This window comes from Pseudomonas sp. P129, assembly GCF_020312195.1.
In the GTDB taxonomy this organism is placed as follows: Bacteria; Pseudomonadota; Gammaproteobacteria; order Pseudomonadales; family Pseudomonadaceae; genus Aquipseudomonas; species Aquipseudomonas fragariae.
On the sequence record NZ_JAGPYS010000011.1, the window covers coordinates 1 to 25,381 of the forward strand.

At 60.5% G+C, this 25,381-nt stretch carries 18 protein-coding genes; 11 read left to right on the forward strand and 7 right to left on the reverse strand.

What is annotated here, in order from left to right; translation table 11 throughout:
• Nucleotides 1–269 precede the first annotated feature (269 nt).
• From recC to KBY02_RS20905, 4 genes are all read left to right on the forward strand, one after another.
• Nucleotides 270–3,743, forward strand: coding sequence for an exodeoxyribonuclease V subunit gamma (recC, locus tag KBY02_RS20890; RefSeq protein ID WP_024641675.1), 3,474 nt, complete (start codon nt 270–272; stop codon nt 3,741–3,743).
• A complete protein-coding gene (recB, locus tag KBY02_RS20895) occupies nt 3,740–7,432 on the forward strand; it encodes an exodeoxyribonuclease V subunit beta (protein ID WP_096135983.1) in 3,693 nt (1,230 codons plus the stop codon). The genes recC and recB overlap by 4 nt, the downstream gene beginning before the upstream one ends.
• The gene (recD, locus tag KBY02_RS20900; protein ID WP_096135982.1) at nt 7,429–9,522 is read left to right on the forward strand and encodes an exodeoxyribonuclease V subunit alpha; all 2,094 of its coding nucleotides are present in this window, start codon (nt 7,429–7,431) and stop codon (nt 9,520–9,522) included. The genes recB and recD overlap by 4 nt, the downstream gene beginning before the upstream one ends.
• Nucleotides 9,523–9,642: 120 nt before the next feature.
• Entirely contained in the window at nt 9,643–10,047 is a 405-nt protein-coding gene (locus tag KBY02_RS20905) for an NUDIX hydrolase (protein ID WP_003403563.1), read from the forward strand.
• A 96-nt stretch (nt 10,048–10,143) separates the two neighbouring features.
• Here KBY02_RS20905 and KBY02_RS20910 read toward each other — a convergent pair whose 3' ends face one another.
• Entirely contained in the window at nt 10,144–10,560 is a 417-nt protein-coding gene (locus tag KBY02_RS20910) for a hypothetical protein (RefSeq protein ID WP_011266567.1), read from the reverse strand.
• Nucleotides 10,547–11,686 carry a polymorphic toxin type 44 domain-containing protein gene (locus KBY02_RS20915; RefSeq protein ID WP_096135981.1) on the reverse strand — a complete coding sequence of 380 codons (1,140 nt, stop codon included), beginning with the start codon at nt 11,684–11,686 and terminating at the stop codon, nt 10,547–10,549. Before KBY02_RS20915 ends, KBY02_RS20910 begins: the two co-directional genes overlap by 14 nt.
• Before the next feature lie 257 nt (nt 11,687–11,943).
• Here KBY02_RS20915 and KBY02_RS20920 point away from each other — a divergent pair, with 257 nt between their 5' ends.
• Nucleotides 11,944–13,311 (forward strand): DUF6861 domain-containing protein, encoded by a 1,368-nt coding sequence (locus KBY02_RS20920; protein WP_011266569.1) that lies wholly within the window; start codon nt 11,944–11,946, stop codon nt 13,309–13,311.
• 15 nt (nt 13,312–13,326) lie between these two features.
• Nucleotides 13,327–13,935 carry a GAD-like domain-containing protein gene (locus tag KBY02_RS20925; RefSeq protein ID WP_011266570.1) on the forward strand — a complete coding sequence of 203 codons (609 nt, stop codon included), beginning with the start codon at nt 13,327–13,329 and terminating at the stop codon, nt 13,933–13,935.
• Between the two features lie 273 nt (nt 13,936–14,208).
• On the opposite strand, the gene KBY02_RS20930 is transcribed toward KBY02_RS20925, so the two are convergent.
• On the reverse strand, nt 14,209–15,156 hold the full coding sequence (locus KBY02_RS20930) for a LysR family transcriptional regulator (RefSeq protein WP_103714263.1): 948 nt from the start codon (nt 15,154–15,156) through the stop codon (nt 14,209–14,211).
• 158 nt (nt 15,157–15,314) lie between these two features.
• Between KBY02_RS20930 and KBY02_RS20935 the strand changes: the two genes are divergently transcribed.
• From KBY02_RS20935 to ggt, 3 genes are all read left to right on the forward strand, one after another.
• Complete coding sequence (locus tag KBY02_RS20935) at nt 15,315–16,841, forward strand: CoA-acylating methylmalonate-semialdehyde dehydrogenase (RefSeq protein ID WP_225650727.1); 1,527 nt, start codon at nt 15,315–15,317, stop codon at nt 16,839–16,841.
• 33 nt (nt 16,842–16,874) lie between these two features.
• Nucleotides 16,875–17,762: a 3-hydroxyisobutyrate dehydrogenase gene (gene mmsB / locus KBY02_RS20940; protein ID WP_003403556.1), complete on the forward strand. Its 888-nt coding sequence runs from the start codon at nt 16,875–16,877 to the stop codon at nt 17,760–17,762.
• A gap of 204 nt (nt 17,763–17,966) precedes the next feature.
• Nucleotides 17,967–19,694: a gamma-glutamyltransferase gene (ggt, locus tag KBY02_RS20945; RefSeq protein WP_011266573.1), complete on the forward strand. Its 1,728-nt coding sequence runs from the start codon at nt 17,967–17,969 to the stop codon at nt 19,692–19,694.
• A 67-nt stretch (nt 19,695–19,761) separates the two neighbouring features.
• Here the strand turns inward: ggt and phnE are convergent, their stop codons facing one another.
• The 4 genes from phnE to KBY02_RS20965 are packed head-to-tail and all read right to left on the reverse strand — an operon-like array spanning nt 19,762 to nt 22,992.
• The gene (gene phnE, locus KBY02_RS20950) at nt 19,762–20,529 is read right to left on the reverse strand and encodes a phosphonate ABC transporter, permease protein PhnE (RefSeq protein WP_011266574.1); all 768 of its coding nucleotides are present in this window, start codon (nt 20,527–20,529) and stop codon (nt 19,762–19,764) included.
• Nucleotides 20,526–21,353: a PhnE/PtxC family ABC transporter permease gene (locus KBY02_RS20955; RefSeq protein ID WP_225650728.1), complete on the reverse strand. Its 828-nt coding sequence runs from the start codon at nt 21,351–21,353 to the stop codon at nt 20,526–20,528. Before KBY02_RS20955 ends, phnE begins: the two co-directional genes overlap by 4 nt.
• On the reverse strand, nt 21,347–22,144 hold the full coding sequence (locus tag KBY02_RS20960; RefSeq protein ID WP_116800309.1) for a phosphonate ABC transporter ATP-binding protein: 798 nt from the start codon (nt 22,142–22,144) through the stop codon (nt 21,347–21,349). The genes KBY02_RS20955 and KBY02_RS20960 overlap by 7 nt, the downstream gene beginning before the upstream one ends.
• Nucleotides 22,141–22,992 (reverse strand): putative selenate ABC transporter substrate-binding protein, encoded by an 852-nt coding sequence (locus KBY02_RS20965; protein WP_032654650.1) that lies wholly within the window; start codon nt 22,990–22,992, stop codon nt 22,141–22,143. The genes KBY02_RS20960 and KBY02_RS20965 overlap by 4 nt, the downstream gene beginning before the upstream one ends.
• Nucleotides 22,993–23,227: 235 nt before the next feature.
• Here KBY02_RS20965 and selD point away from each other — a divergent pair, with 235 nt between their 5' ends.
• Together selD and mnmH are read left to right on the forward strand one after the other, a co-directional pair.
• On the forward strand, nt 23,228–24,262 hold the full coding sequence (selD, locus tag KBY02_RS20970) for a selenide, water dikinase SelD (protein WP_116891933.1): 1,035 nt from the start codon (nt 23,228–23,230) through the stop codon (nt 24,260–24,262).
• Complete coding sequence (gene mnmH, locus KBY02_RS20975; protein WP_225650729.1) at nt 24,262–25,362, forward strand: tRNA 2-selenouridine(34) synthase MnmH; 1,101 nt, start codon at nt 24,262–24,264, stop codon at nt 25,360–25,362. The genes selD and mnmH overlap by 1 nt, the downstream gene beginning before the upstream one ends.
• The last annotated feature ends 19 nt before the right edge of the window (nt 25,363–25,381 follow it).

A 25,381-nucleotide genomic window follows, 5' to 3' on the forward strand; every position in this document is an offset into this window, starting at 1 on the left:
GAACTCAGTAGTGAAACGATGTATCGCCGATGGTAGTGTGGGGTTTCCCCATGTGAGAGTAGGTCATCGTCAAGATTGAATTCCAGAAACCCTCTTCGCTTACGCGTTGAGGGTTTTTGTTTGTCTGGGGTTCCAGAAACCTCTGTCTTCTCCTGAACTCATAACTCCACCTCTCCGGCAGTCATCCAGACCCACGTGCTTATGGCAATCCGGCGCGCTTGCCCTTATGGTTCGGCATCAGGTTCCACGCACCCGTCAAGGAAGCAAGCATGTCCGTTACAACCTCTCTGAGTGCAGGCTTCATGGTGGTTCAAGGCAACCGCCCGGATGAACTGCGCAGTCTGGTTGTGTCCTGGATGCGGCGATATCCATTGGCGCCCCTGGAAAACGAGATTGCTCTGGTGCAGAGCAACGGCATTGCACAGTGGCTGAAGCTGGCCTTGGCCGAAGATGCTCAGGATGAAGATAACGGTGGCTGTGGTATCGCTGCCGCCATAGACGTCCAGTTGCCCGGCAGTTTCATGTGGACGCTGTATCGCATGGTGCTGGGTGCGGACGAGATCCCCCAGACGTCCTTGCTCGACAAGACCCCTTTGACCTGGCGCTTGATGCGCTTGCTGCCGTCGCTGATCAATCAGCCGCACTTCGAACCGCTGCAGCGCTTCCTGACCGACGACACTGATCTGCGCAAGCGCTATCAATTGTCCGAACGCCTGTCCGATCTGTTCGACCAATATCAGGTTTACCGCGCTGACTGGCTGCAAGACTGGGCCGCTGGCCGCCATCAATTGCGCGACGTACGAGGTCAGTCCAGGCCATTGTCAGCCGCCAATTGCTGGCAAGCCGAACTGTGGCGCGCGCTGCTGGACGATGTCGGGGCTGAAGGGATGTCGCAGAGCCGTGCAGGCGTGCATCAGCGCTTCATCGAGCGCATCGGCAATATGACCGAAGCGCCACCGGGCTTGCCGGCACGGGTCATCGTTTTCGGCATTTCGTCACTGCCGGCACAAGCGCTCGAGGCGTTGGCAGGGCTGGCCAGATTCAGTCAGGTTCTGCTCTGTGTGCACAATCCGTGTCGTCACCACTGGACCGATATCGTCGCCGACAAGGACCTGTTGCGTCACCAGTACAAGCGTCAGGCGCGCAAGAGCGGCATGCCGATGGTCCTCGACCCGCAAGCGCTGCATCAGCATGCCCACCCGTTGCTCGCGGCCTGGGGCAAGCAGGGACGCGATTACATCAACCTGCTGGACAGCCACGACGATCCACGCAGCTACCGTTCCTCGTTCAAGGACGAGCGGATTGACCTGTTCAGTGAGTCAGAGCCCACCAACCTTCTGAACCAGCTGCAGGACGATATCCTCGAGCTGCGTCCGCTGGATGAAACCCGTGAGCTGTGGCCGGCAGTCAATCCTTCTGAGGACCGCTCGATCCGCTTCCATGTGGCTCACAGCGCGCAGCGCGAAGTAGAGGTGCTGCATGACCAGCTACTGGCGAGATTCAGCAAAGACCCTGGCCTGCGCCCGCGTGACGTGATTGTCATGGTCCCGGATATCGACAGCTATGCCCCACACATACGCGCGGTATTCGGGCAGATCGAGCGCGAAGATCGTCGCTTCATCCCCTTTACGCTGGCTGACCAGGGCCAGCGCGGCCGCGAGCCGTTGCTGATTGCTGTCGAGCACCTGCTCAAACTCCCGGACAGCCGTTTCCCGGTCAGCGAGATTCTCGACCTGCTGGACGTTCCGGCTTTGCGCGCACGCTTCAGGATTCAGGAGCGTGACCTGCCAACGCTGCATCGCTGGATAGAAGGCGCAGGCATTCGTTGGGGCCTCAATGCTCAACAGCGTGCCGGTCTGGGGCTGCCGGATGCCCTTGAGCAGAACAGCTGGCATTTCGGCCTGCGTCGCATGTTGCTGGGTTACGCCGTGGGTGCCGGCGCGGCTTACGACGGTATCGAACCTTACGATGAGATCGGCGGGCTTGATGCGGCGTTGATCGGTCCGCTGGTCGCGTTGATTGATGCTCTCCAGGTCGCCCACACAGAGCTGTCGACACCCACCACTCCGGAAGCATGGGGTGCCCGTCTGCAATCGCTGCTGCAGTTGTTCTTCCTCGCCGACAGCGAGCATGACGACTACCTGCTTGCCCAACTGGAAACACTGCGCGAGAACTGGCTGGAAACCTGTGCAACGGTAAGGTTGACTGATGAGCTGCCGTTGACCGTTGTGCGTGAAGCGTGGCTGGCCGGGCTCGATCAAGGGCGCCTGTCCCAGCGTTTTCTGGCGGGCTCGGTCAACTTCTGCACGCTGATGCCCATGCGCGCCATCCCGTTCAAAGTGGTCTGCCTGTTAGGCATGAACGACGGCGATTACCCGCGTGCGCAACCGCCGCTGGATTTCGACCTGATGGGCAGCGATTACCGCCCCGGCGACCGTTCCCGGCGTGAAGACGATCGTTACCTGTTGCTGGAAGCCTTGCTCTCGGCCAGGGACCAGTTGTATGTCAGTTGGGTTGGCCACAGCATTCGTGACAACAGTGAGCGTCCAGCTTCGGTGCTCATCGGTCAGCTGCGCGATCACCTCGCCAGTGGCTGGAAGCTGGCCGGCGAGACCGATCCGGACGGTAAACACGATGATCAGCGCTTGCTGAAAGCCCTGACTGTGAATCACCCGTTGCAACCCTTCAGCGCCAATTACTTCCACGCCGGCACAGGTTATTTCAGCTTCGCCCGCGAGTGGCGCCTGCTGCATGAAACCGACCTTCAGGTGGCTGTGCCTCAAGCGCTGCCTGCTCATGAACAAGAAGAACCGCTGTCCATTGCGCAGTTACAGGATTTCCTGAGAAACCCGGTAAAGCACTTTTTTAGTCAGCGCCTGAAGATCTATTTCGAGGTGGCTGAAGCGCCGCTCGCCGATGAGGAACCGTTCGTGCTCGATGCCCTTGAGCGTTACGGCCTCAGTGAAAGCCTGCTCAGCGCAGCGATGGTTTCCCCTGACGATATGGATGCCGCCCTGAAAACCCAGGCGCTGAAACTGCAAGCCAGTGGACTGCTGCCGCTCGCGGGCTTCGGCACCTTGATGCAGAGCGAGCTGATCGAGCCGCTGCCTGACGTACTCAGGCGCTACCACGATCTGTTGACCCTCTGGCCCGAGACCCTGAGCAGCGCTTTACCGATCGGCTTCAGCCATGCGGGTGTGAGCATCGACGGCTGGCTGGGCGGGCTGCACCGTAACGCCCGCGGCGAGCTATTGCTGGTCACCGCCATTCCCAACAGCATCGGCTCGAAAAAGACCCGCAAGTGGCACCGGCTGATTCGGCCGTGGGTCAATCACCTGGTGGCGTGCGCCTGCGACCTGCCGTTGAGCACGGCACTGGTCGCCAGTGATGAAACCCTGATGCTGGAGCCGCTGGACAAGGCGAGTGCCGTCACCACGCTCAATCACTTGCTGACGGCCTGGCTGCACGGCATGCAGGAACCCCTTCCGGTCGCGGTCAAAACCGCCTTCGCCTGGTTGGGCCAGCCTGCCGACAAAGCCGAAGCGGCTGCCCGCAAAGCCTACGAAGGTGACGGACAGACCAGCGATGGCGAGCGTCGCGAAAGCACGGCACTGGCTCGGCAGTTCCCGGACTTTGACGCACTGATCGACAGTGAAGAATTTGCAGGCTGGTGCGAGACGCTCTACAAACCGATTTACGACGCGCCCTGGCAGTCGTTGTCCGGCGGGGAGGGCGGCGCATGAGTGAGCAATCCCTTCCTCTGGCGCTGCGCTTCCCACTGCGCGGCAGCCAGTTGATCGAGGCCAGCGCCGGGACCGGCAAGACCTTCACCATCTCCGCCTTGTACTTGCGTCTGGTGCTCGGCCACGGTACCGAGCAGTGCGGCTTTGGTCGTGAACTGCTGCCGCCGCAGATCCTTGTGGTGACCTTTACCGACGCCGCGACCAAGGAACTGCGTGACAGAATTCGTACCCGGCTGGCGGAGGCTGCACGCTTCTTTCGTGACGAGATCCCTTCCCCCGATGGCCTGATTGCCGAGCTGCGTGAACAGTTTGAAGCGTCGCTATGGCCTGCCTGTGCCAGCCGTCTGGACATCGCCGCGCAGTGGATGGACGAGGCCGCGGTCTCGACCATCCACAGTTGGTGCCAGCGCATGTTGCGCGAGCACGCATTCGACAGCGGCAGCCTGTTCACCCAGACGCTGGAAGCCGATCACAGCGATTTGCTCGGCGAAGTCCTGCGCGATTACTGGCGGCGCTTCTGCTACCCCATGAGCGGCGACGCGTTGACCTGGGTGCGGGAAAACCTCAGCGGCCCCGCGGCGTTGCTGCCGCGTGTGCGAGGTCTGTTCGGACGCGATCGCAGCCCACTCACCCAGGAACCGGCCGAACTGATCGCGGCGTCATTGCAAGAGCGCCGGGCAGCGCTTGCCGCGCTGAAAGCGCCGTGGGCCGTTTGGTCCGACGAGTTGTATGCGCTGTGTCAGGACGCAGTCGCTCGCAAGGCAGTCGATGGCCGCAAAATGCAGGAGCGCTATTTCAAGCCCTGGTTCGAAAAGCTCGCCGCCTGGGCCGCTGACGACACACAGGAAGCGCTGGATCTGGGCACCGGTTTCACTCGTCTGACCCCCGACGGCATTGCCGAAGCCTGGAAGGGCGATCCACCTGCGCACCCGGCCTTCGAGGCCATGGCACAGCTGAAGGCGGCGCTCGATGGCTTGCCCAAACCGGACGCTGCCGTGTTGCAGCATGCGGCGCAGTGGGTCAGTGTCCGCTTTGAAGAAGAGAAGCGTCGCCGCGCCGAGATGGGCTTTGATGACATGCTGCTCAGGCTCGACGCGGCCCTGCATGCCGCTGGCGGCGAGCGTCTGGCCACCCTGATTCGCGAGCAGTTTCCGGTGGCGTTGATCGACGAATTCCAGGACACCGACCCGGTCCAGTACCGGATCTTCGACAGCATCTATCGTCTCGAGGCCAACGATGAGCAGACCGGGCTGTTCCTGATCGGTGACCCGAAACAGGCGATCTATGCCTTTCGCGGCGCCGATATCTACACCTACCTGCGTGCCCGGCAGGCTACCGATGGCCGTTGGCATACGCTGGACACCAACTACCGCTCCAGTCATGCGATGGTCGAGTCGGTCAACCGTGTGTTCACGCTGGCAGAGCAACGTGAGCAAGGTCGCGGTGCGTTCCTGTTTCGTGACGAGCACGGCAATCAGGTGCCGTTCTCCGATGCGCTGGCCCAAGGCCGCAAAGAGACGCTGCACGTCGACGGTGCACCCCTGACGGCGCTGACGGTCTGGCACCTGCAGAGCGACCAGCCGGTATCCGGCGTGGTTTATCGTCAACAGTTGGCAGCCAGTTGCGCGAGCGAGATCGTGCGTCTGCTCAATGCCGGTCAGCAGGGTAGTGCCGGTTTCGTCACGCCCGACAGCACACTGCGCGGGCTGCGTCCGGCCGACATTGCGATTCTGGTCCGCGACGGCAAGGAAGCGCAGGCGGTGCGTCAGCAACTGACCGCGCGGGGTGTGCGCAGCGTGTACCTGTCCGACAAGGATTCGGTGTTCGCTGCTCAGGAAGCCCACGACCTGCTGTCCTGGCTCAAGGCCTGTGCCGAGCCGGACTCCGAGCGCACGCTGCGTGCCGCGCTGGCGTGTATCACGCTGGACCTGCCGCTGGCCGAGCTGGAACGCCTGAATCAGGACGAGCTGGCATGGGAGCGGCGCGTCATGCAGTTTCGTGGCTATCGCGCCATATGGCGCAGCCAGGGCGTGCTGCCGATGCTGCGTCGTCTGCTGCACGACTTTGCCCTGCCACAGACCTTGATGACCCGCAGCGACGGCGAGCGAGTACTCACCAACCTGCTGCACCTGTCTGAGCTGCTGCAGCAGGCCGCCGCCGAACTGGATGGCGAACAGGCGCTGATCCGTCATCTGGGCGACCACTTGGCACTCTCCGGTCAGGCCGGGGAAGAGCAGATCCTGCGCCTGGAAAGCGACGAGCAACTGGTCAAGGTGGTTACTATTCACAAGTCCAAGGGCTTGCAGTATCCGCTGGTGTTCCTGCCGTTCATTTGCTCGTCGAAACCGGTGGACGGCAGTCGCTTGCCGCTGCAGTTTCATGACGCCGACGGCAAGTCGCAGATCAGCCTGCAGCCTACCGAGGCGCTGATTCAGCAAGCTGATGACGAACGTCTGGCCGAAGACCTGCGTTTGCTCTACGTCGCACTGACCCGATCGGAACATGCCTGCTGGCTGGGCGTCGCCGACCTCAAGCGCGGCAATGCCAACACCTCCATGCTGCACCGTTCCGCACTGGGTTACCTGCTGGGCGGTGGCGCAGCGCTGGCCGAGTCGGCGGAGTTGAACATCTGGTTGCGTGATCTGGCCCAGGGGTGTGGCGCAATTGCCTTGCAGCCTGTTCCGGAGCCCACCGACGAGCGCTTCAGTGCGCCGCGCAACGCAGCGGCGCTGGTCAAGCTGCTGGTGCCCAAACGCCGCGCTGCCGAGAACTGGTGGATCGCGTCCTACAGTGCCCTGCGTATCGGCGACACGGTGACGGCCGGTGCCGATGAATCGCCTGACAGCCCGCAGGCACAGAAACTGTTCGACGACGAGCGTCTGGACCCCGAAGCCCCGCGCGACATCCTGACCAGCGGCGGCGATATCCATCGTTTTCCGCGTGGCCCCAATCCCGGCACCTTTCTGCACGGGCTGCTCGAATGGGCTGGCAACGAAGGTTTTGCAAATACCGCGCACGCGCCGGACAAACTGCAGGACGCCGTCGCCCGTCGCTGTAATCGGCGCGGTTGGGCGGGCTGGATCAATACCCTGAGCGATTGGCTGCAGCACCTGCTGAACATGCCGCTGCGCCTGTCGCCTGATGCCGCACCGGTGGCCTTGGGCGAGCTGGATCAGCCCAATCAGTACCGTGTGGAAATGGAATTCTGGTTCGCCAGCAATAACGTCAACGTCGCGCAAATGGACGCCCTCGTGCGCCGCTTCACCCACGACAACGCGCCGCGTGCTGCGACCGAGACGGTCTCGCTCAACGGCATGTTCAAGGGCTTTATCGACCTGACGTTCGAACACGAAGGCCGGTATTACGTGGCGGACTACAAGTCCAACTGGCTGGGCAGCGACGACAGTGCGTACACCCCGCTGGCCATGGAAACCGCCATTCTCGACAACCGCTACGACCTGCAATACGTCCTGTACCTGCTGGCTCTGCACCGCCAGCTCAAGACGCGGATGGCCGACTACGATTACGACCAGCACATGGGCGGCGCGCTGTACCTGTTCCTGCGCGGTAGTCGCTCAGCCTCTCAGGGCGCGTATTTCGCCCGTCCGCCACGTGAGCTGATCGAGAGTCTGGACCTGCTGTTTCAGGGCAAACCGATAGCGCATGACCTGCCGGGAGCATTGGCATGAGCCGCTCGTTCGATGATCTGTTGCCTACCGCGCTGGACGACATCAGCCTCGCTGAGTTGAGCCCGCTGACGCGTGTCAGCGATCTGCTGATCCTGCTCGAACGTTGGGTCGAGCGCGGCTGGTTGCGTGCTCTGGACAAGGCGTTCGTCGCGTTCCTCAGTGACCTCGATCCGCAGGCCGATCCGTTGGTGCTGGTGGCTGCGGCGCTTACCAGCCATCAGCTCGGCCACGGTCACGTCTGCCTTGATCTGTACGAGACCCTCAAAGAACCGGACTTCGCCCTGTCACTGCCACCCGAAGGCGATCAGCAGAGCGCGCCGATGCTGCTGCCTTCACAACTGCTGGCAGCACTGGATGGCGCCGCCTGGTGCCAGGCGCTGGCAGACAGCATGCTGGTCGCAGAGGTGGGCGATTCAAGTGCCGAAGCGCGACAAAAACCGCTGGTGCTTGCCGAACGACGTCTGTACCTGCGTCGCTACTGGACTTACGAACGGCGTATCGCTGCCGCCTTGCGTCAGCGCCTGGCCCAGCGTGAGACGCCGCCGGAGGGGCTGCCGCAGCAGCTCGACGCGTTGTTCGGCCCGGCCGATCCCTCGCCACAAGCCGTCATTGACTGGCAGAAACTTGCCTGCGCACTGGCGACCCGCAAGGGCTTCAGCATCATCACCGGCGGCCCCGGCACCGGCAAAACCACCACGGTGGTGCGCCTGCTGGCCTTGTTGCAGGCCCCGGCGGTACAGAGTGGCCAGCCGCTGCGCATCCGTCTCGCGGCACCCACCGGCAAGGCGGCGGCACGTCTGACCGAGTCCATCAGCCAACAGGTGAAGAGCCTGGATGTGAGTGACGACGTACGCCAGAAAATCCCCAGCGAGGTGACCACCGTCCACCGCCTGCTGGGCAGTCGCCCCGGTACCCGGCATTTCCGCCACCATGCGGGCAATTTACTGCCGCTCGACGTGCTGGTGGTTGATGAAGCCTCCATGATCGACCTGGAAATGATGGCTAACCTGCTCGACGCACTGCCTGCGCATGCACGCATGGTTCTGCTGGGTGACAAGGACCAGCTGGCATCCGTTGAGGCGGGGGCGGTACTCGGGGATTTGTGCCGCGACGCCGAAGAAGGTTTCTACAGCCCCGACACCCAGGCCTGGCTGGAAGCCGTCAGCGGCGAAGACCTCGGCAAGGGCGGTTTGCGCCAGGGCGATGCACAGCAGCATCCGTTGGCCCAGCAAGTGGTGATGCTGCGCCACTCACGTCGCTTCGGCCAAGGCAGTGGGATCGGCCAGTTGGCCCGGCTGGTCAACCAGCAACAGGACCAACAGGCCCGCGCGCTGCTGTCGGCGGGCAGTCATGACGACCTGTTCGCCTTGGCTCTCAAGGGCGAGCAGGACCTCAAGTTCGAACGCCTGGTGCTCGACGGTCTTGGCAGGGGCGAGCAAGGTCCGCAGGGTTACCGGCATTACCTGAACGTACTCGCCGCCGAGCGTCCCGCCGATGATTCGGCACTGGACGACGCGTGCTGGACCCGCTGGGCGCGCTCGGTACTCAGCGCCTTCGATGCCTTTCAACTGCTGTGTGCCGTGCGCAAAGGCCCGTGGGGCGTGGAAGGCTTGAACCAGCGCATCACGCACGCGCTGTTCAGCGCGAAGCTGATCGAAAGCGAACAGCAATGGTACGAAGGTCGCCCGGTGCTGATGACCCACAACGACTACGGCCTCGGCCTGATGAACGGCGACATCGGCATCACCTTGCGCCTGCCCGAGCGCGACGGCGAGGGCAAACAGGTATTGCGCGTCGCCTTCCCCCGCAACGACGGCAGCGAAGGCGTACGCTTCGTCCTGCCCAGCCGCCTCAACGAGGTCGAAACCGTGTACGCCATGACCGTACACAAATCCCAGGGCTCGGAATTCGCCCACACCGCCCTGATCCTGCCCGAAGCGCTCAACCCGGTACTGACCAAGGAGCTCATCTACACCGGCATCACCCGCGCCAAGCACTGGTTCAGCCTCATCGAACCGCGCCAGGGCATCTTCGAAGAAGCCCTGCGCCGCAAGGTCAAACGCCTGAGTGGGTTGATGCTGGGGCTTTGATCATGTCCGTGCTGTCTGGCGATTCGTTACCGTGCATTGCAGGTACGAAGTCGAGCGCCATAATCCCTATGCGCTTCAACCGGGTTCAAGGGTCAATTGAAAAGGCCAGGGTGTAACTGCATGACGGCGGATAAAGCGTGTGCTGTGGTTCTGCGAGACCGGGGAGTGCTGGAGATTCTGGCATTCGAGCATCCGTTGGCGGGCCTGCAATTGGTGAAGGGCAGTGTGGAACCAGGCGAGTCAACTTGCGCGGCTGCTGTGCGGGAGTTAATGGAGGAGGCCGGGATTCAAGCGACAGCAAAGCGAAACCTGGGTGAGTGGCACTCCACCATAACGGGACATATCTGGGCATTTCATGAATGTCAGGTGGCTCAAGACCTTCCCGATAGCTGGGTGCATTTTGCAGAGGATGATGGAGGACACGATTTCAGATTCTTCTGGCATCCGCTGATGAGTGAGCCGTCTGACAGATGGCATCATATTTTCAAGGATGCCTTGAGCTTTCTCAGGGAGACCGTTACTTGAGTCTGGGTATGGGTCAGCTCTTCTTTAGATGCCGGGAGTGTTTTCTGTGTTTACTCATTGGCTGTGCCGAGTTTGACGTGGCGCGGGTAGCACGCCTCAGGGCCGGAAGGGGTCTGGTCGCCCCGGACACTGTTTCAGACGAGCAGTGACGTCAGGGGCTGTCTTGGCGATGTCAATCTTACCGCTCCCATCAAGATAAATATCCAACATGCTCCACCGTTTTGGTGTGATGTCGATGCACCGTGGCGGGGTCTTATCAGCCCACCAATCGAACATCATAAAGAAATCCTCGTCGGGCAAAATATGACCGGTGTCACCGGTTGTCTCGCCGGGCAGCAAGTCCCGTCGTAAGATTGAATGCTGCGTATTGAGTACGTAATGAAATCCTTTTGAGCCATCGGCTGAGTAATAAATGACGACCCTTGGCAGTGCTAAATACCATCCAGCGATCAGGAGGCAAGCAAAGCCTATAATCCATCGCGCTAGGTAGAAATTTTTCTCACTTGCAGACATGCGGTTGGACCCCTGTCGCCCAGTCGCTTATAGGTACGGCCAACACTTTGTACATAACGATCTTTCCGGTAAGGCCGCCGTTTGGATATTCCTTGTACAGATTCATCCCTATCATGATCGAAACCCTATCGGGGGTGTCATCCCATGCACGCATACCCTCAACGCCCTCAGTCCTTCGCGGGCCATCAAATCTCTTAGGGTCTTTTATGAGACGCCAAGTGTCTGACCCAATCTGCTCAATACCCGCACCGTCCAGTAACACACTTTCAGAAAACCTACCTGCCACGCCAACGTAACCGTAATGAACGTTTGACCAGATATCATAGAAATATTCGTACTCTCCTTGCTTTTGCCATATCCCACCGAAGAGTTTCGCCAATATTGGCTTGTGGTCCCATGGCCTGTCTTGGCCGACACGCTCAGTCCAAATGGCAAACGCTTTGGTCTTTTTCACCAGTGCCATAGTGTAAAAATCCGGCCCTTGGCCGAGTCGCAGGTAAAATGGCAGTGCAGCGTATTTACGTGTTTCCTCATCAGGATCAAAGCTGTTCAGTTCTTGTATCTGTAGCACTTCTGGGCTGTTGATGTTGGCGTTCATCTCTCCAGCAATATAAGTCGCCAGCTCTTCCATCCTGTCAGGGTGTTTGCAAACAACAGGTTCCGCTTTTGACTCAGGCTGCGCATCTGACTTCTTACCGGCTGCTTCAGGGCCTACCAAAGCATTCGCCGCCAAGGCTTTCTCCGTGAGCTTCGGGTCAGCCAGCAAGGTCGCCATCTTCTCGTCGTCCACGGAGCCGTCTGGCCGGAAGGCCCCCAGCGCCATGAAATTGATAATGGTCGCGCCACCAGCGTCACCCATGACGAAGCCGCCACCAACATTGCTTGAGCCGGTGATGATTGTCCCGCCGTGACTGGTGGGGCTTCCCAAGTGGGCCATGGGACGGCCATTCACCAGAATGGAAGGAAAGCCTGCAGTGATGACCGCGCCACACCCGCAGGTATCCCCCACACGTGCCGCGCCCATGCCGTTGATGTTGACGTCACCGGATGCAGAAGCGATAGGCGTTGTACCGTGACCCGGTAATGGGCAGGCGTGCTTGTCGCCCAATCGGGCTGAAGAAATCATTGCATGCCGTCCTTGCGTCTTTGATCCGTAGACAACCAGCGTTTAGTTGACGCGTGGCAGGCTACCGGAGGCGCAAAAGGCGGTATGTAGGGGAAATCTTAGTTTTGTGAAGGACCTTGAGAATCTGATCGAAAAGTCGGGGTCACCTCAATGGGAGCGAACTAGCATAAGCTCCGTGCTCAGCTTGAAATCACTTTTGACATAGCATGGCTCAATGTTTAGCTTCCTCGATTCTTTCCCAAACGCAGGAGCGATGAATGTCTTTATGGACAAAGATACCCAGTTGGCTCGATATCGAGGCTTATGCAGAACGCCTATTTCGTAAGGGCGACCTCGGGGTACGCGAAAGGGGCATGAATCCTCTCAGCCCACCAAGCTCCATAAATATACTTAGTATCGATCTGATCTATCGCCGAGTCAGGTGTGTCCGTCAAGCATGTGATTTAGGCGAAAAAGAGGCCACCAACAGCATCCTCAAACGCTTTTCTGACCTTGATATTCGAAGCATCATCGACGAAATGATCAGCACAGTGGTCGACATGGCGATGATCATTATCGGCAGCGCTTTAACCGGCGCCACAATAGGTGGAGGAGTCGGATTACTTGCTGGGGGCGTCGGCGCCTTCCCAGGCGCAACGGCAGGAGCACTGATTGGAGTGCAAGCGGGAACGTGGATTCTTGGAGTACTGGGGCTGGCCTCGATTGCTGAATTCTTTACGGAAGGCCTTAAGCCTATAGCTACTGGCTATATTCGTGGGGTTTCTACCGCTTGGAACGGCCCTAGGGAGCGAACCGGTAATCCGTTAAGCTCCTTTTCCGACGACACCATGTCAGCACAACAAGGTGCGTGGGATATTGCACGCTCCCATGAGGCCGTAGTGATTCTCTTGCTAAGCGCCATCGTTGCTTATCTGACGCGAGGTCGTGGAAACCTAAGTGTACTCGCAACTGAGATGCGAGGAAGCGAGCGAGGTGCAAAGCTTGGCCAATGGATGCTAAAGCATGAAGACGCATTGAAAAAACACCCTGACCTACAAACGGCAGAACCTCGCAGAGGCGCACTTGGGCCGCAAGAACCACCACCGAACAGCCCATCTGCAAAAGACAAAGAACCGCCCAAGGGCAAGCCAAATACTATGCCGCGCCATGAGGTAGAATGCTTCAAGGCAGACAAGATGCCGGCCTCCAAAGTTGGAGAGTTCGAGCGACAGTTGAAGGGACAGGAGGACGGGCTGAATCGGCTGACGGTTGAGGAATACTTAAAAAATATAGCTAACCCCGTTAAACGCGATGCTATGGCGGCAAAGAAAGCCCGTACGGACTTAAAAGATACTTTACAAGAACGGTTTCAGAGGGAATTTCAAAAAGAGATGAGCCCTCTAGACGCGGAGGAAGCTGCAATTAAAAAGGCCAGGGAAACGATGGCAAGTCTCGCAGGTCTTCACAATCCTGACCTAACAGCTGGCGGGAAGGACATCATCGCGGATTTCGGAGACAGACAAGTTAACTCCAGCATTGGCCCTCAGTGGAGACCAAAAATCCAAAACCTCAAAGCGGCTGCTGAAAAAGTGCCAGAAACTATGCGAGATTCAACTTTCCTCAATGTTAAATTACATAAGTGTTGACTAAAGGAGATATTCGTGGATAAGGTATTTGCTAGGTTCTTAGAGAAGTTTGGTGGCCCTGTCGATCGCCAAGAAGTGCCAGCATCAAGTATTGAGCGCTATAGGGGCAAACTGCCTAGTCAGCTTCTGGAATACTGGACTGAGCACGGCTGGTGCGGATACGGTGACGGGATTTTTTGGATAGTAAACCCGCAAGAATATGAAGGAGTAGTAGCTTCTTGGCTTGAGGGAACTAAATTTGAAAAGCGCGACAATTATCATCTGATTGCACGTGGGGCGTTCGGCGATCTTTATCTATGGGGCGAAAAAACGGGATTTTCGCTGAAGATAACCAGTGTCTTCTCTCGATGCGTGATCCATGACTTTGAAATTACAACCGAAGAAATGAACAGAGAGCTACAAGGTTTTTTGTTGTCCAGAAATGTGGACTCTAACGATCTGGAAGATTTGTTCAAACCGGCAAGAAGACAGCTTGGTACGCTACGCCATGATGAAATGTATGGTTTTGTTCCAGCATTAATGCTTGGCGGATCGGCATCCCTTGATCATATTGAGAAACTAAAAGCAGTGGAGCATTTAATACTGCTTTCCCAGCTTGCAGAGCTTCAGCCTTATCGCTTTTGAGGTATTCATGCGGGCATGTCTTTAGCGTATTCAAGTCTCGCCGCCAAAAATAATAGCCTCCTTTATCGGGGGCTTTGTTTTCTGCTGGAAATATAATGAAAGAGGCTGTGTACAGAGAGGTGGCGTGAGACATGGAGCGTGGGGAAACTGGGTTTCAAGCGAGAGTTGTTAACCATTTCCTGTCACAAGTCCTGTACCAACAACTGTCACAAACCGTCGGCCAACGCCTGTCTACCTCGCTACGATACGGCCACCTGATCCCTTGAAAATCTGTCACTCAAGGAAGCGAATAGCGCGGTTTTCCCCCAACAAAAACCCCTTATTCAACTCCGTCACCTCCCGAATGTAATCCCACAGCAACGTGATCCGCTTCAACTTGCGCAGGTCCTCCCGGCAGTACATCCAGAATTGACGAGTGATGTTCACTTCCTCCCTCAGCACCGGCAGTAGGCGTGGGTCTTGGGCGGCGAGGAAGCATGGCAGGATGGCCAGTGCGCGGCCCTGCAGGGCGGCGGTGTATTGGGCGATGACGCTGGTGCTGCGCAGTTGTGCCTGGGCGTTGGGCAGCAGGTTGCTCATGTACAGCAGCTCGGAGCTGAACGCCAAGTCGTCGACGTAGCTGATGAAAACGTGCTCGCTCAGGTCTGCCTTGTGTTCGATGGGCGAGTGGTTGTCGAGGTAGGCCTGGGTCGCGTACAGGCCCAAGCTGTAATCGCAGAGCTTGCAACACACGTAAGGACCGTGTTCGGGGCGCTCCAGGGCGATGACGATATCCGCCTCGCGTTTCGACAGGCTTATGAAGTGCGGCAGCGGCAGGATGTCCAGCGAAATGCTCGGGTAGCTGTCGAGAAAGTGGCTCAGTTGCGGGGTGATGAAGAAGCTGCCGAAGCCTTCGGTGCAGCCCATGCGGACGTGCCCGGATAACGCGACGCTGGACCCGGAAACCTGCTCGCAGGCCATGTGCAGTGTGCTTTCGATGGATTCTGCATAGCCCAGCAGGCGCTGACCTTCGGCGGTCATGATGAAGCCATTGTTGCGCGATTTCTCGAACAGCAGCGTGCCCAGCGAGGTTTCCAGCGAGTTGATGCGCCGCGATACGGTGGTGTAGTCGACGCCCAGGCGGCGGGCCGCGCTGCTGACTTTTCGGGTGCGTGCCACCTCGAGGAAAAACTTCAGGTCATCCCAGTTCAACAGCCCCAGGGAGGTGATGTTTTTTTGCATGTTGACCCTGCTTTTATCTGCGTTCTTGTTAGAAGTTTGCACATCTATACTCCAAAGCACGCCCCCTGACCAATTCAAAAACAAGACTGCCGGGAGGCCACGATCATCCTTCTGCACAGGCTGTGGATGCGTGGTTTGCTGAAGGGAGAATCGCTGAAATGAATGCCTCACTGAACCCCACGACGACCTCGATTGCTCGCGTGAAACTGCTGATCAACGGCGAGTGGATCGACTCGCAAAGCAGCGAATGGCAAGACATCGTCAACCCGGCCACTCAGGAAATCCTCGCCCAGGTGCCATTCGCCACGGCCAGTGAAGTGGACGCCGCCGTCGCAGCCGCGCACGCGGCCTATCGAACCTGGCGGGAAACACCCATCGGTGTGCGTATGCGCATCATGCTCAAGTTGCAGGCGCTGATCCGCGAGCACTCCAAACGTATTGCGGCGGTACTCAGTGCCGAGCAGGGCAAGACGCTGGCCGATGCCGAGGGCGATATCTTTCGGGGCCTGGAAGTGGTCGAGCACGCCTGTTCGATAGGCACGCTGCAAATGGGCGAGTTTGCCGAGAACGTCGCCAGCGGCGTCGACACCTACACGCTGCGCCAGCCGATCGGTGTGTGCGCCGGGATCACGCCGTTCAACTTCCCGGCGATGATTCCGCTGTGGATGTTTCCGATGGCGATCGCCTGCGGCAATACATTCGTGCTCAAGCCTTCCGAGCAGGATCCGCTGTCGACCCTGTTGCTGGTCGAGCTGGCGATCGAGGCGGGGGTGCCGCCCGGTGTGCTCAATGTGGTGCATGGTGGCAAGGAGGTGGTGGACGCGATCTGCACGCACCAGGACATCAAGGCTGTTTCCTTCGTCGGTTCGACGGCGGTCGGCACGCATGTCTACGATCTGGCCGGTCGGCATGGCAAGCGGGTGCAGGCAATGATGGGCGCGAAGAATCATGCCGTTGTGCTACCTGATGCCAACCGTGAGCAAACGCTGAACGCGCTGGTGGGCGCAGGTTTTGGTGCGGCGGGTCAGCGGTGCATGGCGACCTCTGTGGTGGTGCTGGTCGGCGCGTCGAAACAGTGGCTGCCCGACCTCAAGGTGCGGGCGCAGACTCTCAAGGTCAATGCCGGCCAGGAACCGGGCACCGACATCGGGCCGGTGATTTCACGACGGGCCAAACAACGCATTCTGGACCTGATCGAGAGCGGTGTGCGTGAAGGCGCGACGCTGGAACTGGATGGTCGGGAGGTTTCGGTGCCGGGTTACGAGGGCGGCAACTTCGTGGGGCCGACCTTGTTCTCGGGCGTCACCACCGACATGCAGATCTACACTCAGGAAATTTTCGGGCCGGTGCTGGTGGTGCTGGAAGTCGATACCCTCGATGAGGCTATCGCGCTGGTCAACGCCAACCCGTTCGGCAACGGCACCGGGCTGTTCACCCAGAGCGGCGCGGCGGCGCGCAAGTTCCAAAGCGAGATCGATGTCGGGCAGGTCGGGATCAATATTCCAATTCCCGTGCCGGTGCCGTTTTTCAGTTTTACCGGCTCGCGGGGTTCCAAACTGGGCGATCTGGGCCCGTACGGCAAACAGGTGGTGCAGTTCTACACTCAGACCAAGACCGTCACCAGCCGCTGGTTCGATGACGACAGCGTCAACGATGGCGTGAACACCACGATCAATCTGCGCTGAGCGCTGGCGGTCAATTCGCCCGGGAGAACAATAATGAACATCGCATTTATCGGTCTGGGCAATATGGGCGCGCCCATGGCCCGCAACCTGATCAGAGCCGGTCACGCCTTGCAGGTGTTCGACCTCAACAAGAGCGTACTGGCCGAGTTCGCCGAGCTGGGCGCACAGGTCAGCGACTCACCCGCACAGGCGGCCCAAGGCACTGAACTGGTCATCACCATGCTGCCCGCGGCGGCGCATGTGCGCAGCGTGTACCTCAATGACGATGGCGTTCTGAAAGGCATCTCACCCGGTGTTCCGGCGGTTGATTGCAGCACCATCGATCCGCAGACCATCCGCGACATCGCCGCCGTCGCTGCGCAGCAAGGCGTGGTGTTGGGCGATGCGCCGGTGTCGGGCGGCACCGGTGGGGCGCAGGCCGGTACGTTGACCTTCATGGTCGGAGGCTCTGCCGGTCATTTCGCTGTGCTCAAACCAGTGCTGGAACAGATGGGCCGCAACATCGTGCATTGTGGTGACGTGGGCACCGGCCAGATCGCCAAGATCTGCAACAACATGCTGCTGGCGATTTCCATGATCGGCGTGGCCGAGTCCATGGCCTTGGGCAATGCGCTGGGTATCGACACCGAAGTGCTGGCCGGCATCATCAATACCTCGACCGGTCGTTGCTGGAGTTCCGAGGCCTATAACCCGTGGCCCGGCATCGTCGAAAGCGCGCCCGCGTCACGCGGTTACAGCGGCGGCTTTGGCGCCGAACTGATGCTCAAGGACCTGGGTCTGGCAACCGAGGCCGCGCGCTCGGCGCATCAACCGGTCATCCTCGGCGCAGTGGCGCAACAGCTGTACCAGGCGATGAGCCTGCGTGGCGATGGCGGCAAGGATTTCTCGGCGATCATTGAGGGGTATCGCCCGAAAGCGTAGGTGTCGCACGTGTCGGGGATAAGCGGGGCGTTAATGTGTATCCGGTTTTTACAGTAGGAAAACGTGGCAGAACCGGATACTTTGGACTTCGTCAGACCCGCGCCGGGATGCTCGGTACGCTTCGACGAGAAGTGCCGCATCCCTCGTCTAGAGGCTGGCGCTTCACATCAAACGTCCCTGACCCAGAAAAAGAAGAGATCGACCATGAAGTTCGAACCCCTCGCCAGATCGTTGATCGCGACGGCATTGATTGTCGCGTATTCCCCCACATTCGCCGCGTCACAAGCCCCGGTCGCAGCCGAAAACGGCATGGTCGTCACGGCTCAGCACCTGGCTACCCACGTGGGTGTCGATGTACTCAAGGCTGGTGGTAATGCGGTCGATGCGGCCGTAGCGGTTGGCTACGCGCTGGCGGTGGTCTATCCCGCTGCCGGCAACCTCGGCGGCGGCGGGTTCATGACCATTCAGCTGGCCGACGGGCGCAAGACCTTCCTCGACTTCCGTGAAAAGGCGCCGTTGGCCGCGACTGCGAACATGTACCTGGACAAGGACGGCAAGGTCATCCCTGATCTGAGTGCCAAGGGCCATCTGGCCGTCGGCGTGCCTGGCACCGTGTCCGGTATGGAAATGGCCCTCAGCAAGTACGGCACCCGCAAGCGTGAAGAAGTTATCGCGCCGGCAATCAAGCTCGCCGAGGACGGTTTTGTGCTGGGGCAGGGCGATGTCGACATGCTGTCGAGCGCCACGGATGTGTTCAAGGCGGACATGGCCGATTCCGGGTCGATCTTCCTCGACAAGGGCGAGCCGATGCAGGTCGGTCAGAAGCTGGTGCAGAAAGACCTGGCCAAGACCCTCAAGGAAGTGTCCGAGAAGGGCAGCGACGGTTTCTACAAGGGCTGGGTTGCCAAGGCACTGGTCGATTCCAGCCAGGCCGGCAAGGGCATCATCACCCAGGCTGACCTCGACCATTACAAGACCCGCGAGCTGGCTCCGGTCGAATGTGACTACCGTGGCTACCACGTGGTCTCGGCACCGCCTCCGAGCTCCGGTGGTGTGGTCATCTGCCAGATTCTGAACATCCTCGAAGGCTACCCGATGAAAGAGCTGGGCTTCCGCTCGGCGCAGGGCATGCATTATCAGATCGAGGCCATGCGTCACGCCTACGCAGACCGCAACAGCTACCTGGGCGACCCGGACTTCGTCAAGAATCCGGTCGAGCACCTGCTGGACGTCAAGTATGCCGCCAAGCTGCGCGCTGCCATCGATCCGCAAAAGGCCGGTGACTCGAACAAGATCAAACCCGGCGTCGCGCCCCATGAAGGCAGCAACACCACCCACTATTCGATTGTCGACAAATGGGGCAATGCGGTTTCGGTGACCTACACCCTGAACAACTGGTTCGGCGCGGGCGTCATGGCCAGCAAGACTGGCGTGATTCTCAACGACGAAATGGATGATTTCACCGTCAAGGTCGGCGTGCCCAACATGTACGGACTGGTGCAGGGCGAAGCCAACGCCATCGCACCGGGCAAGACGCCGCTGTCGTCGATGAGCCCGACCATTGTCACCAAGGACGGCAAGGCAGTGATGGTCGTCGGCACGCCGGGCGGCAGCCGCATCATTACCGCCACGCTGCTGACCATGCTCAATGTCATCGACTACGGCATGAACATTCAGGAAGCGGTGGACGCGCCGCGTTTCCACCAGCAATGGCAGCCTGAGGAAACCAACATCGATACCTTCGCGGTCAGCCCTGACACGCTGAAGATTCTCCAGAGCTGGGGTCAAAAGTTCGCAGGTCCGCAGCCGCTCAATCATGTGGCGGCGATTCTGGTGGGCGCGCCTTCGCTGGGTGGCAAACCGGTCGGTAACAACCGCTTCTACGGCGCCAACGACCCGCGTCGCAACACTGGGTTGTCGCTCGGCTATTGAGTCACGCTGCCAGTCACGCCACGGCCCTAAGCTTCAGGGTCGTGGCGTTTTGCGTTCTGAGGTCTGCTCAGTTACGCACCCAGCGCTGCCTGCTCCAGCCGCTCAAGGCGTCGACGGCGAACACCAGTATCAGCATCGCCAGAATCACGGTGCTGGCCTGCGCTTCCTGAAACAGGCTGAGGCTGACATACAGCATCTGCCCCAGACCGCCCGCGCCGACAAAACCCAGTACGCTGGCCATGCGAATGTTGTTCTCCCAGCGATACAGCGTATACGCCAGCAGTTGTGGCCAGAGGTTGGGCAGGGTGCCGTAGCTGAACGCCTGCCAGGCGCTGCCGCCCTGCAGACGAATCGCTGCAGCGGGTTGCGGCGCGGTATTTTCCAGCGCCTCGGCAAACAGACGGCCCAGAACGCCCGTGGTGTGCAGCGCCAGTGCCAGCGTGCCGGCATTGGGGCCGAGCCCGGCGGCCAGCACCATCAACACGGCCCACACCAGTTCCGGAATGGCGCGCAGCGCATTGAGCAGCAGGCGACTCAGGCTGCGCAGGAACCAGCCGAAGCGTCCGGCTGCGGGCAGGGCCAGGAGCAAACCTGCAATGGCGGCCAGCAAGGTGCCGAGTGCAGACATGGCCAGGGTTTCCAGGGCGCCCTGGCCGATTGCCTGCAGATGAGGGTCGCTCAGGTCAGGGCTCATGAAGCGCAACGCGTAACGGCCCATCTGCGTCAGGTTGTCGTGGCTGCCCAGGGTGAACAGGTCGAGGCCGAGGTACACAAACGATGCGATCACTGCTGCGATCAGCGCCAGCACCAGCAGCAGATTGCCTGCGCGCTTCATGTGAACTGCCTGCGCAGCAAACGGCTGAGCTGGTCGGCGAGCAGCACCAGCAGCAGGAAGGTCAGCAGCATGCTCGCCACTTCGTCACCGGCGAACATGCGCATCGACAGGTCGATCTGCTGACCCAGTCCGCCTGCGCCGACGAAGCCCATGACCACCGAAGCGCGCACGGCGCACTCCCAGCGGTACACGGTGTAGGAGGTCAGTTCGGCTGCCGCGTTGGGCAGGATGCCGTAAGCCAGTGCGGCCAGGCGACCGCTGCCTGCCTGGAGCAGCGCGTGGGCCGGGCGTTGGTCCACCGATTCGAAAATCTCCGCGTACACCTTGCCGAGCATGCCTGCATAGGTGATGGCGATGGCCAGCACGCCCGCCGTCGGGCCCAGGCCGACCGCGCGCACGAACAACAGCGCCCAAATGATTTCCGGCACGCTGCGCAGAAAGATCAACACCCCGCGTGCCGGCCAGCGCAGGCACTGGCCGGGCCAGCCGGGGCGGCCGCCGCGTGAGGCGGCCGACAGCGACAATGCTTGGCTGGCGAGCAGGCTTGCCGGAACGGCCAGCAGCAGCGCAAGGGCTATGCCGGCTGTGGCGATCGCCAGGGTTTGCAGCGTCGCATCCAGCAGCAGCCCGAGGAATTCCGCAGAGTGCGCCACCGGCCAGAACCCGGCGAGAAAGCTGCCCATCGTCCGCGCATTATCGGCTTGCAGCAGTACCAGCGGATTCAGTTCGGCCAGACGAATGCCCGGCCAGAGCAGGGCGACCGCCAGCAACGTCAGCAACAGGCGCGGCGTTGCCGCCGGGTCGCGCTGATCCCGACTCAGCATCGCGGCGTCCAGCGTGTTTCAGCCGCATCCGAAACCGGCTGAGGGCTGAGTTGTTCATTGGCATACAGCGTGTCGAGATGCTCCCGGCCGACCTCGCTGGCGGCGAGGTCGAAGTGAATGCGCCCGTCGCGCACCCCGATGATTCGCGGAAAATGCGCCAGCGCCAGTTCCACCGCATGCAGGCTGGCGACCAGCGTCACGTTGTGCTCGATGGCGTGCTGACCCAGCAGCGCCAGGGTGTGATCGGCGAGGCGCGGGTCCATCGCCGAAACCGGCTCGTCGGCCAGCAGCAGTTCGGGTTGCTGATACAAGGCGCGGGCAATGCCGACACGTTGCAGCTGTCCGCCGGACAACTGCTGGCAACGCTCGAACAATTTGTCCGCCAGGTCCAGACGCGCCAGCACCTCGCGGGCGCCGCTGATGTCGAGTGGATGCAGCAGGTTCAGCAGGCTTTTGCCCAGCCCCCACTGACCAAGCCTGCCCGCCGACACCGCAGTCACCACTCGCTGGCGCGCCGGCAACGGCGGTGCCTGATGAATCAGCGCAATGCGGCTGCGCAGGCGCTGGCGTCGTGTGCTGGAGAGCTGCCAGGGATCAGTCCCCAGCACCTGCAGTTGCCCGGCACTGGGCGGCAGAGCGCTGGCCAGCAGGTTGAGCAGCGTGGTCTTGCCCGCACCGGACGGCCCGATGATCGCTACCCGTTCGCCACGAGCGATGCTCAGGTCCAGGCCGCGCAACGCCAGTGTGCCGTCGCTGTGGCGCAGCTCGATGGCGGACAGACGCAGGGTCATTTCAGCAGGTCGGCAGCGCGTGCGGCTTCTTCGATGCCTTTGTAGTTCTCTGGCTTGGTTTCGATGAAGCGGCTGGCGGCCTGAAGATCGAGGATCGCCTTCTGCTCCGGGTTGGCCGGGTCGAGGTCGAGGAAAGCCTGTTTGATCTTCGCTGCCAGTGCCGGGTCGAGGCTGCCGCGTACGGTCCAGTTGTAGTCGAAATAAGCCGGTGTGGTCTGGAAGACATGAACCTTGTTGGTGTCGACCTTGCCGCTGGCGACCAGCTTGTCCCACACGCTGGCATTGAGCACGCCTGCATCGACCTTGCCCGCCTGAACCCATGCGGCGGTTGCGTCATGCGCGCCGGAATAGGCGACGCGGCTGAAGAACGTTTCCGGCTTGATGTTTTCCTTGAGCATGAAGTAGCGCGGCATCAGGCTGCCGGATGTCGACGACACCGAGCCAAAGGCAAACGTCTTGCCCTTGAGGTCCGCCAGGGTTTTCACGTTCGGATCGGAGGTGATGAATTTGCTGGTGAACCTGGCGTCCTGCTCACGCTGTACCAGTGGGACTGCATTGCCGGTCTTGAGGTTGACCTGAACGAAGGTGAAACCGCCCAGCCAGGCCATGTCGAGCCGGTCAGTGGCCAGCGCTTCGACCACTGCCGGATAATCCGCGACCGGAACGAACTCGACCTTCATGCCCAGCCGTTGCTCCAGATAAGCCCCCAGCGGCTTGAACTTGCGCAGCAGTTCGGTGGGCGCTTCGTCGGGAATGGCCGAGACGCGCAGGGTCTCGGCAGCGTGGCTGGTCAGGGCGGAGAAGGACAGGGCAAGGCCGGCGGCGAGCGCCAGGGTACGCTTGAGCATGGGGGTTCTCCGGTTCAATAGCGGAAAAAGGATAGCCTGAAGCCCGCGTGCACGAGCAGGCGGCGCTTCACAGGATTCGGTGATGATGCGCGGGGATTATAAGAGGCATGGCGAGAAAGGCCAGTTCGGCAGATTCATCGCCCGAATGCGCGACCGGCGCACGACGCGGTTTGCGCTGATAAGGGAACAGCCCCTAGACTCCACAGCCTGTTTCCCGGTAACCGAGAGTGTCGCGATGAATGAGCCAATCCGCCTGACCCAGTACAGTCACGGAGCAGGGTGTGGCTGCAAGATTTCCCCCAAGGTGCTGGACGTGATACTCGCTGGCAGCGGCGCTCAGAACCTTGACCCCAGACTCTGGGTTGGCAATGCCTCGCGTGATGACGCGGCGGTCTATGCGCTGGATGACGAGCGCGGCGTGGTCTCGACCACGGACTTCTTCATGCCCATCGTCGATGACCCGTTCGACTTCGGCCGTATCGCCGCGACCAATGCCATCAGCGACATCTATGCGATGGGCGGCGACCCGCTGATGGCCATCGCCATTCTCGGCTGGCCGGTCAACATCCTGCCGCCAGAGGTCGCACGTGAAGTCATTCGCGGTGGTCGTGCCGTCTGCGATGCTGCCGGTATTCCGCTGGCGGGCGGGCATTCCATCGATGCGCCGGAGCCGATCTTCGGTCTGGCGGTGACCGGCGTGGTGCAGAAAAAGCACATGAAGCGCAACGACACTGCCCTGGCGGGGAGCACCTTGTACCTGACCAAGCCTCTGGGCATCGGCATCCTCACCACGGCCGAGAAAAAATCGAAGTTGCGCGATGAGGACATCGGTCTGGCGCGTGACTGGATGTGTACCCTGAACAAGCCGGGCAGCCGGTTCGGCAAGCTCGAAGGGGTGCAGGCAATGACCGACGTCACCGGCTTCGGCCTGCTCGGGCATCTGGTTGAAATGGCTGACGGCGCAGGTCTGACCGCACGTCTGGACTACGCTGCTGTACCGCGTCTGCCCGGCGTCGAGCACTACATTGCCGAGGGCTGTGTGCCGGGCGGTACATTGCGCAATTTTGAAAGTTACGGCGACAGGATCGGCGCACTGAGCGATGCCCAGCGTGATCTGTTGTGTGATCCGCAGACCAGCGGTGGTCTGTTGGTCGCGGTCAGCCCTGAAGGTGAAGCCGAGTTTCTGATCGTGGCCGCCGAACTGGGGCTGCTGCTTACCCCTATCGGCACCCTGCATGAGCGACAGACCCACGCCGTCGAGGTGTTCTGATGGCCGACAACAGCAGCGACTACCGTGCACTGTTTCTCAACGACGTGCCGATGATGGACGCTCGGGCTCCGGTGGAGTTTTCCAAGGGGGCTTTCCCTGGCGTGATCAACCTGCCGCTGATGAATGACATCGAGCGGCAAAAGGTCGGCACCTGCTACAAGCAACACGGTCAGGACGCCGCTATCCAGCTCGGGCATCAATTGGTCTGCGGTCAGGTCAAGGATGAACGCGTCAATGCGTGGATCGAGTTCGCTAAAGCCAATCCGGACGGCTACCTGTACTGCTTTCGCGGCGGGCTGCGCTCGCAGACCGTGCAGCGCTGGCTGAAGGATGCCGGGGTCGACTACCCGCTGGTTCTTGGCGGCTACAAGGCGATGCGCACGTTCCTGCTGGATACCCTGCACGAGGCGGTGAGCGAATGCAGTATCGTCGTGCTCGGCGGGATGACAGGCACGGGCAAGACCGAAGTATTGACGCAACTGCGCAATAGCGTGGACCTGGAAGGCATCGCCAATCACCGGGGCTCCAGCTTCGGCAAGCGTGCCACCGGGCAGCCGGCGCAGATCGACTTCGAGAACCGCCTGGCCATCGACCTGCTCAAGAAGCGCGCAGCCGGTATCGAGCAATTTGTTGTGGAAGATGAAAGCCGTCTGGTCGGCAGTTGCAACGTGCCGCTGGAACTGCACCAGGCGATGCAGGGCTGCCCGATGGTCTGGCTGGAAGACAGCTTCGAGAACCGCGTCGAGCGCATTCTCGAGGACTACGTGATCAACCTCTGCGCAGAGTTCATCACCGTCAAGGGCGAAGAGCAGGGCTTTGGCCTGTTTGCCGAGCGTTTGTTGCAAAGCCTGAACAACATTCACAAACGTCTGGGCGGCGAGCGTCATCAGCGCCTGTCGGACCTGATGCAGGCGGCGCTGGAAGAACAGCAGCGTAGCGGTGCGGTTGACCTGCACAGAGGCTGGATCGAAGGGCTGCTCGGCGAATATTACGACCCGATGTACGCTTACCAGCGCGAACACAAAGCGGCGCGTATCGAATTCGCAGGTGATCAAGCGCAAGTGCTGGCCTATCTGCGCGAGCGCTCTGAGCAACGTTAAGCCTCAACCTCTATCCATC

Coding starts and splice junctions, on each gene's coding strand:
- KBY02_RS20910 (WP_011266567.1), bottom strand. CDS start 10,560: ATGTCTGCAAGTGAGAAAAATTTCTACCTAGCGCGATGGATTATAGGC.
- KBY02_RS20905 (WP_003403563.1), top strand. CDS start 9,643: ATGACGGCGGATAAAGCGTGTGCTGTGGTTCTGCGAGACCGGGGAGTG.
- recB (WP_096135983.1), top strand. CDS start 3,740: ATGAGTGAGCAATCCCTTCCTCTGGCGCTGCGCTTCCCACTGCGCGGC.
- ggt (WP_011266573.1), top strand. CDS start 17,967: ATGAAGTTCGAACCCCTCGCCAGATCGTTGATCGCGACGGCATTGATT.
- KBY02_RS20920 (WP_011266569.1), top strand. CDS start 11,944: ATGTCTTTATGGACAAAGATACCCAGTTGGCTCGATATCGAGGCTTAT.
- KBY02_RS20960 (WP_116800309.1), bottom strand. CDS start 22,144: ATGACCCTGCGTCTGTCCGCCATCGAGCTGCGCCACAGCGACGGCACA.
- selD (WP_116891933.1), top strand. CDS start 23,228: ATGAATGAGCCAATCCGCCTGACCCAGTACAGTCACGGAGCAGGGTGT.
- KBY02_RS20965 (WP_032654650.1), bottom strand. CDS start 22,992: ATGCTCAAGCGTACCCTGGCGCTCGCCGCCGGCCTTGCCCTGTCCTTC.
- mnmH (WP_225650729.1), top strand. CDS start 24,262: ATGGCCGACAACAGCAGCGACTACCGTGCACTGTTTCTCAACGACGTG.
- recC (WP_024641675.1), top strand. CDS start 270: ATGTCCGTTACAACCTCTCTGAGTGCAGGCTTCATGGTGGTTCAAGGC.
- KBY02_RS20930 (WP_103714263.1), bottom strand. CDS start 15,156: ATGCAAAAAAACATCACCTCCCTGGGGCTGTTGAACTGGGATGACCTG.
- KBY02_RS20935 (WP_225650727.1), top strand. CDS start 15,315: ATGAATGCCTCACTGAACCCCACGACGACCTCGATTGCTCGCGTGAAA.
- recD (WP_096135982.1), top strand. CDS start 7,429: ATGAGCCGCTCGTTCGATGATCTGTTGCCTACCGCGCTGGACGACATC.
- KBY02_RS20915 (WP_096135981.1), bottom strand. CDS start 11,686: ATGATTTCTTCAGCCCGATTGGGCGACAAGCACGCCTGCCCATTACCG.
- phnE (WP_011266574.1), bottom strand. CDS start 20,529: ATGAAGCGCGCAGGCAATCTGCTGCTGGTGCTGGCGCTGATCGCAGCA.
- KBY02_RS20955 (WP_225650728.1), bottom strand. CDS start 21,353: ATGCTGAGTCGGGATCAGCGCGACCCGGCGGCAACGCCGCGCCTGTTG.
- mmsB (WP_003403556.1), top strand. CDS start 16,875: ATGAACATCGCATTTATCGGTCTGGGCAATATGGGCGCGCCCATGGCC.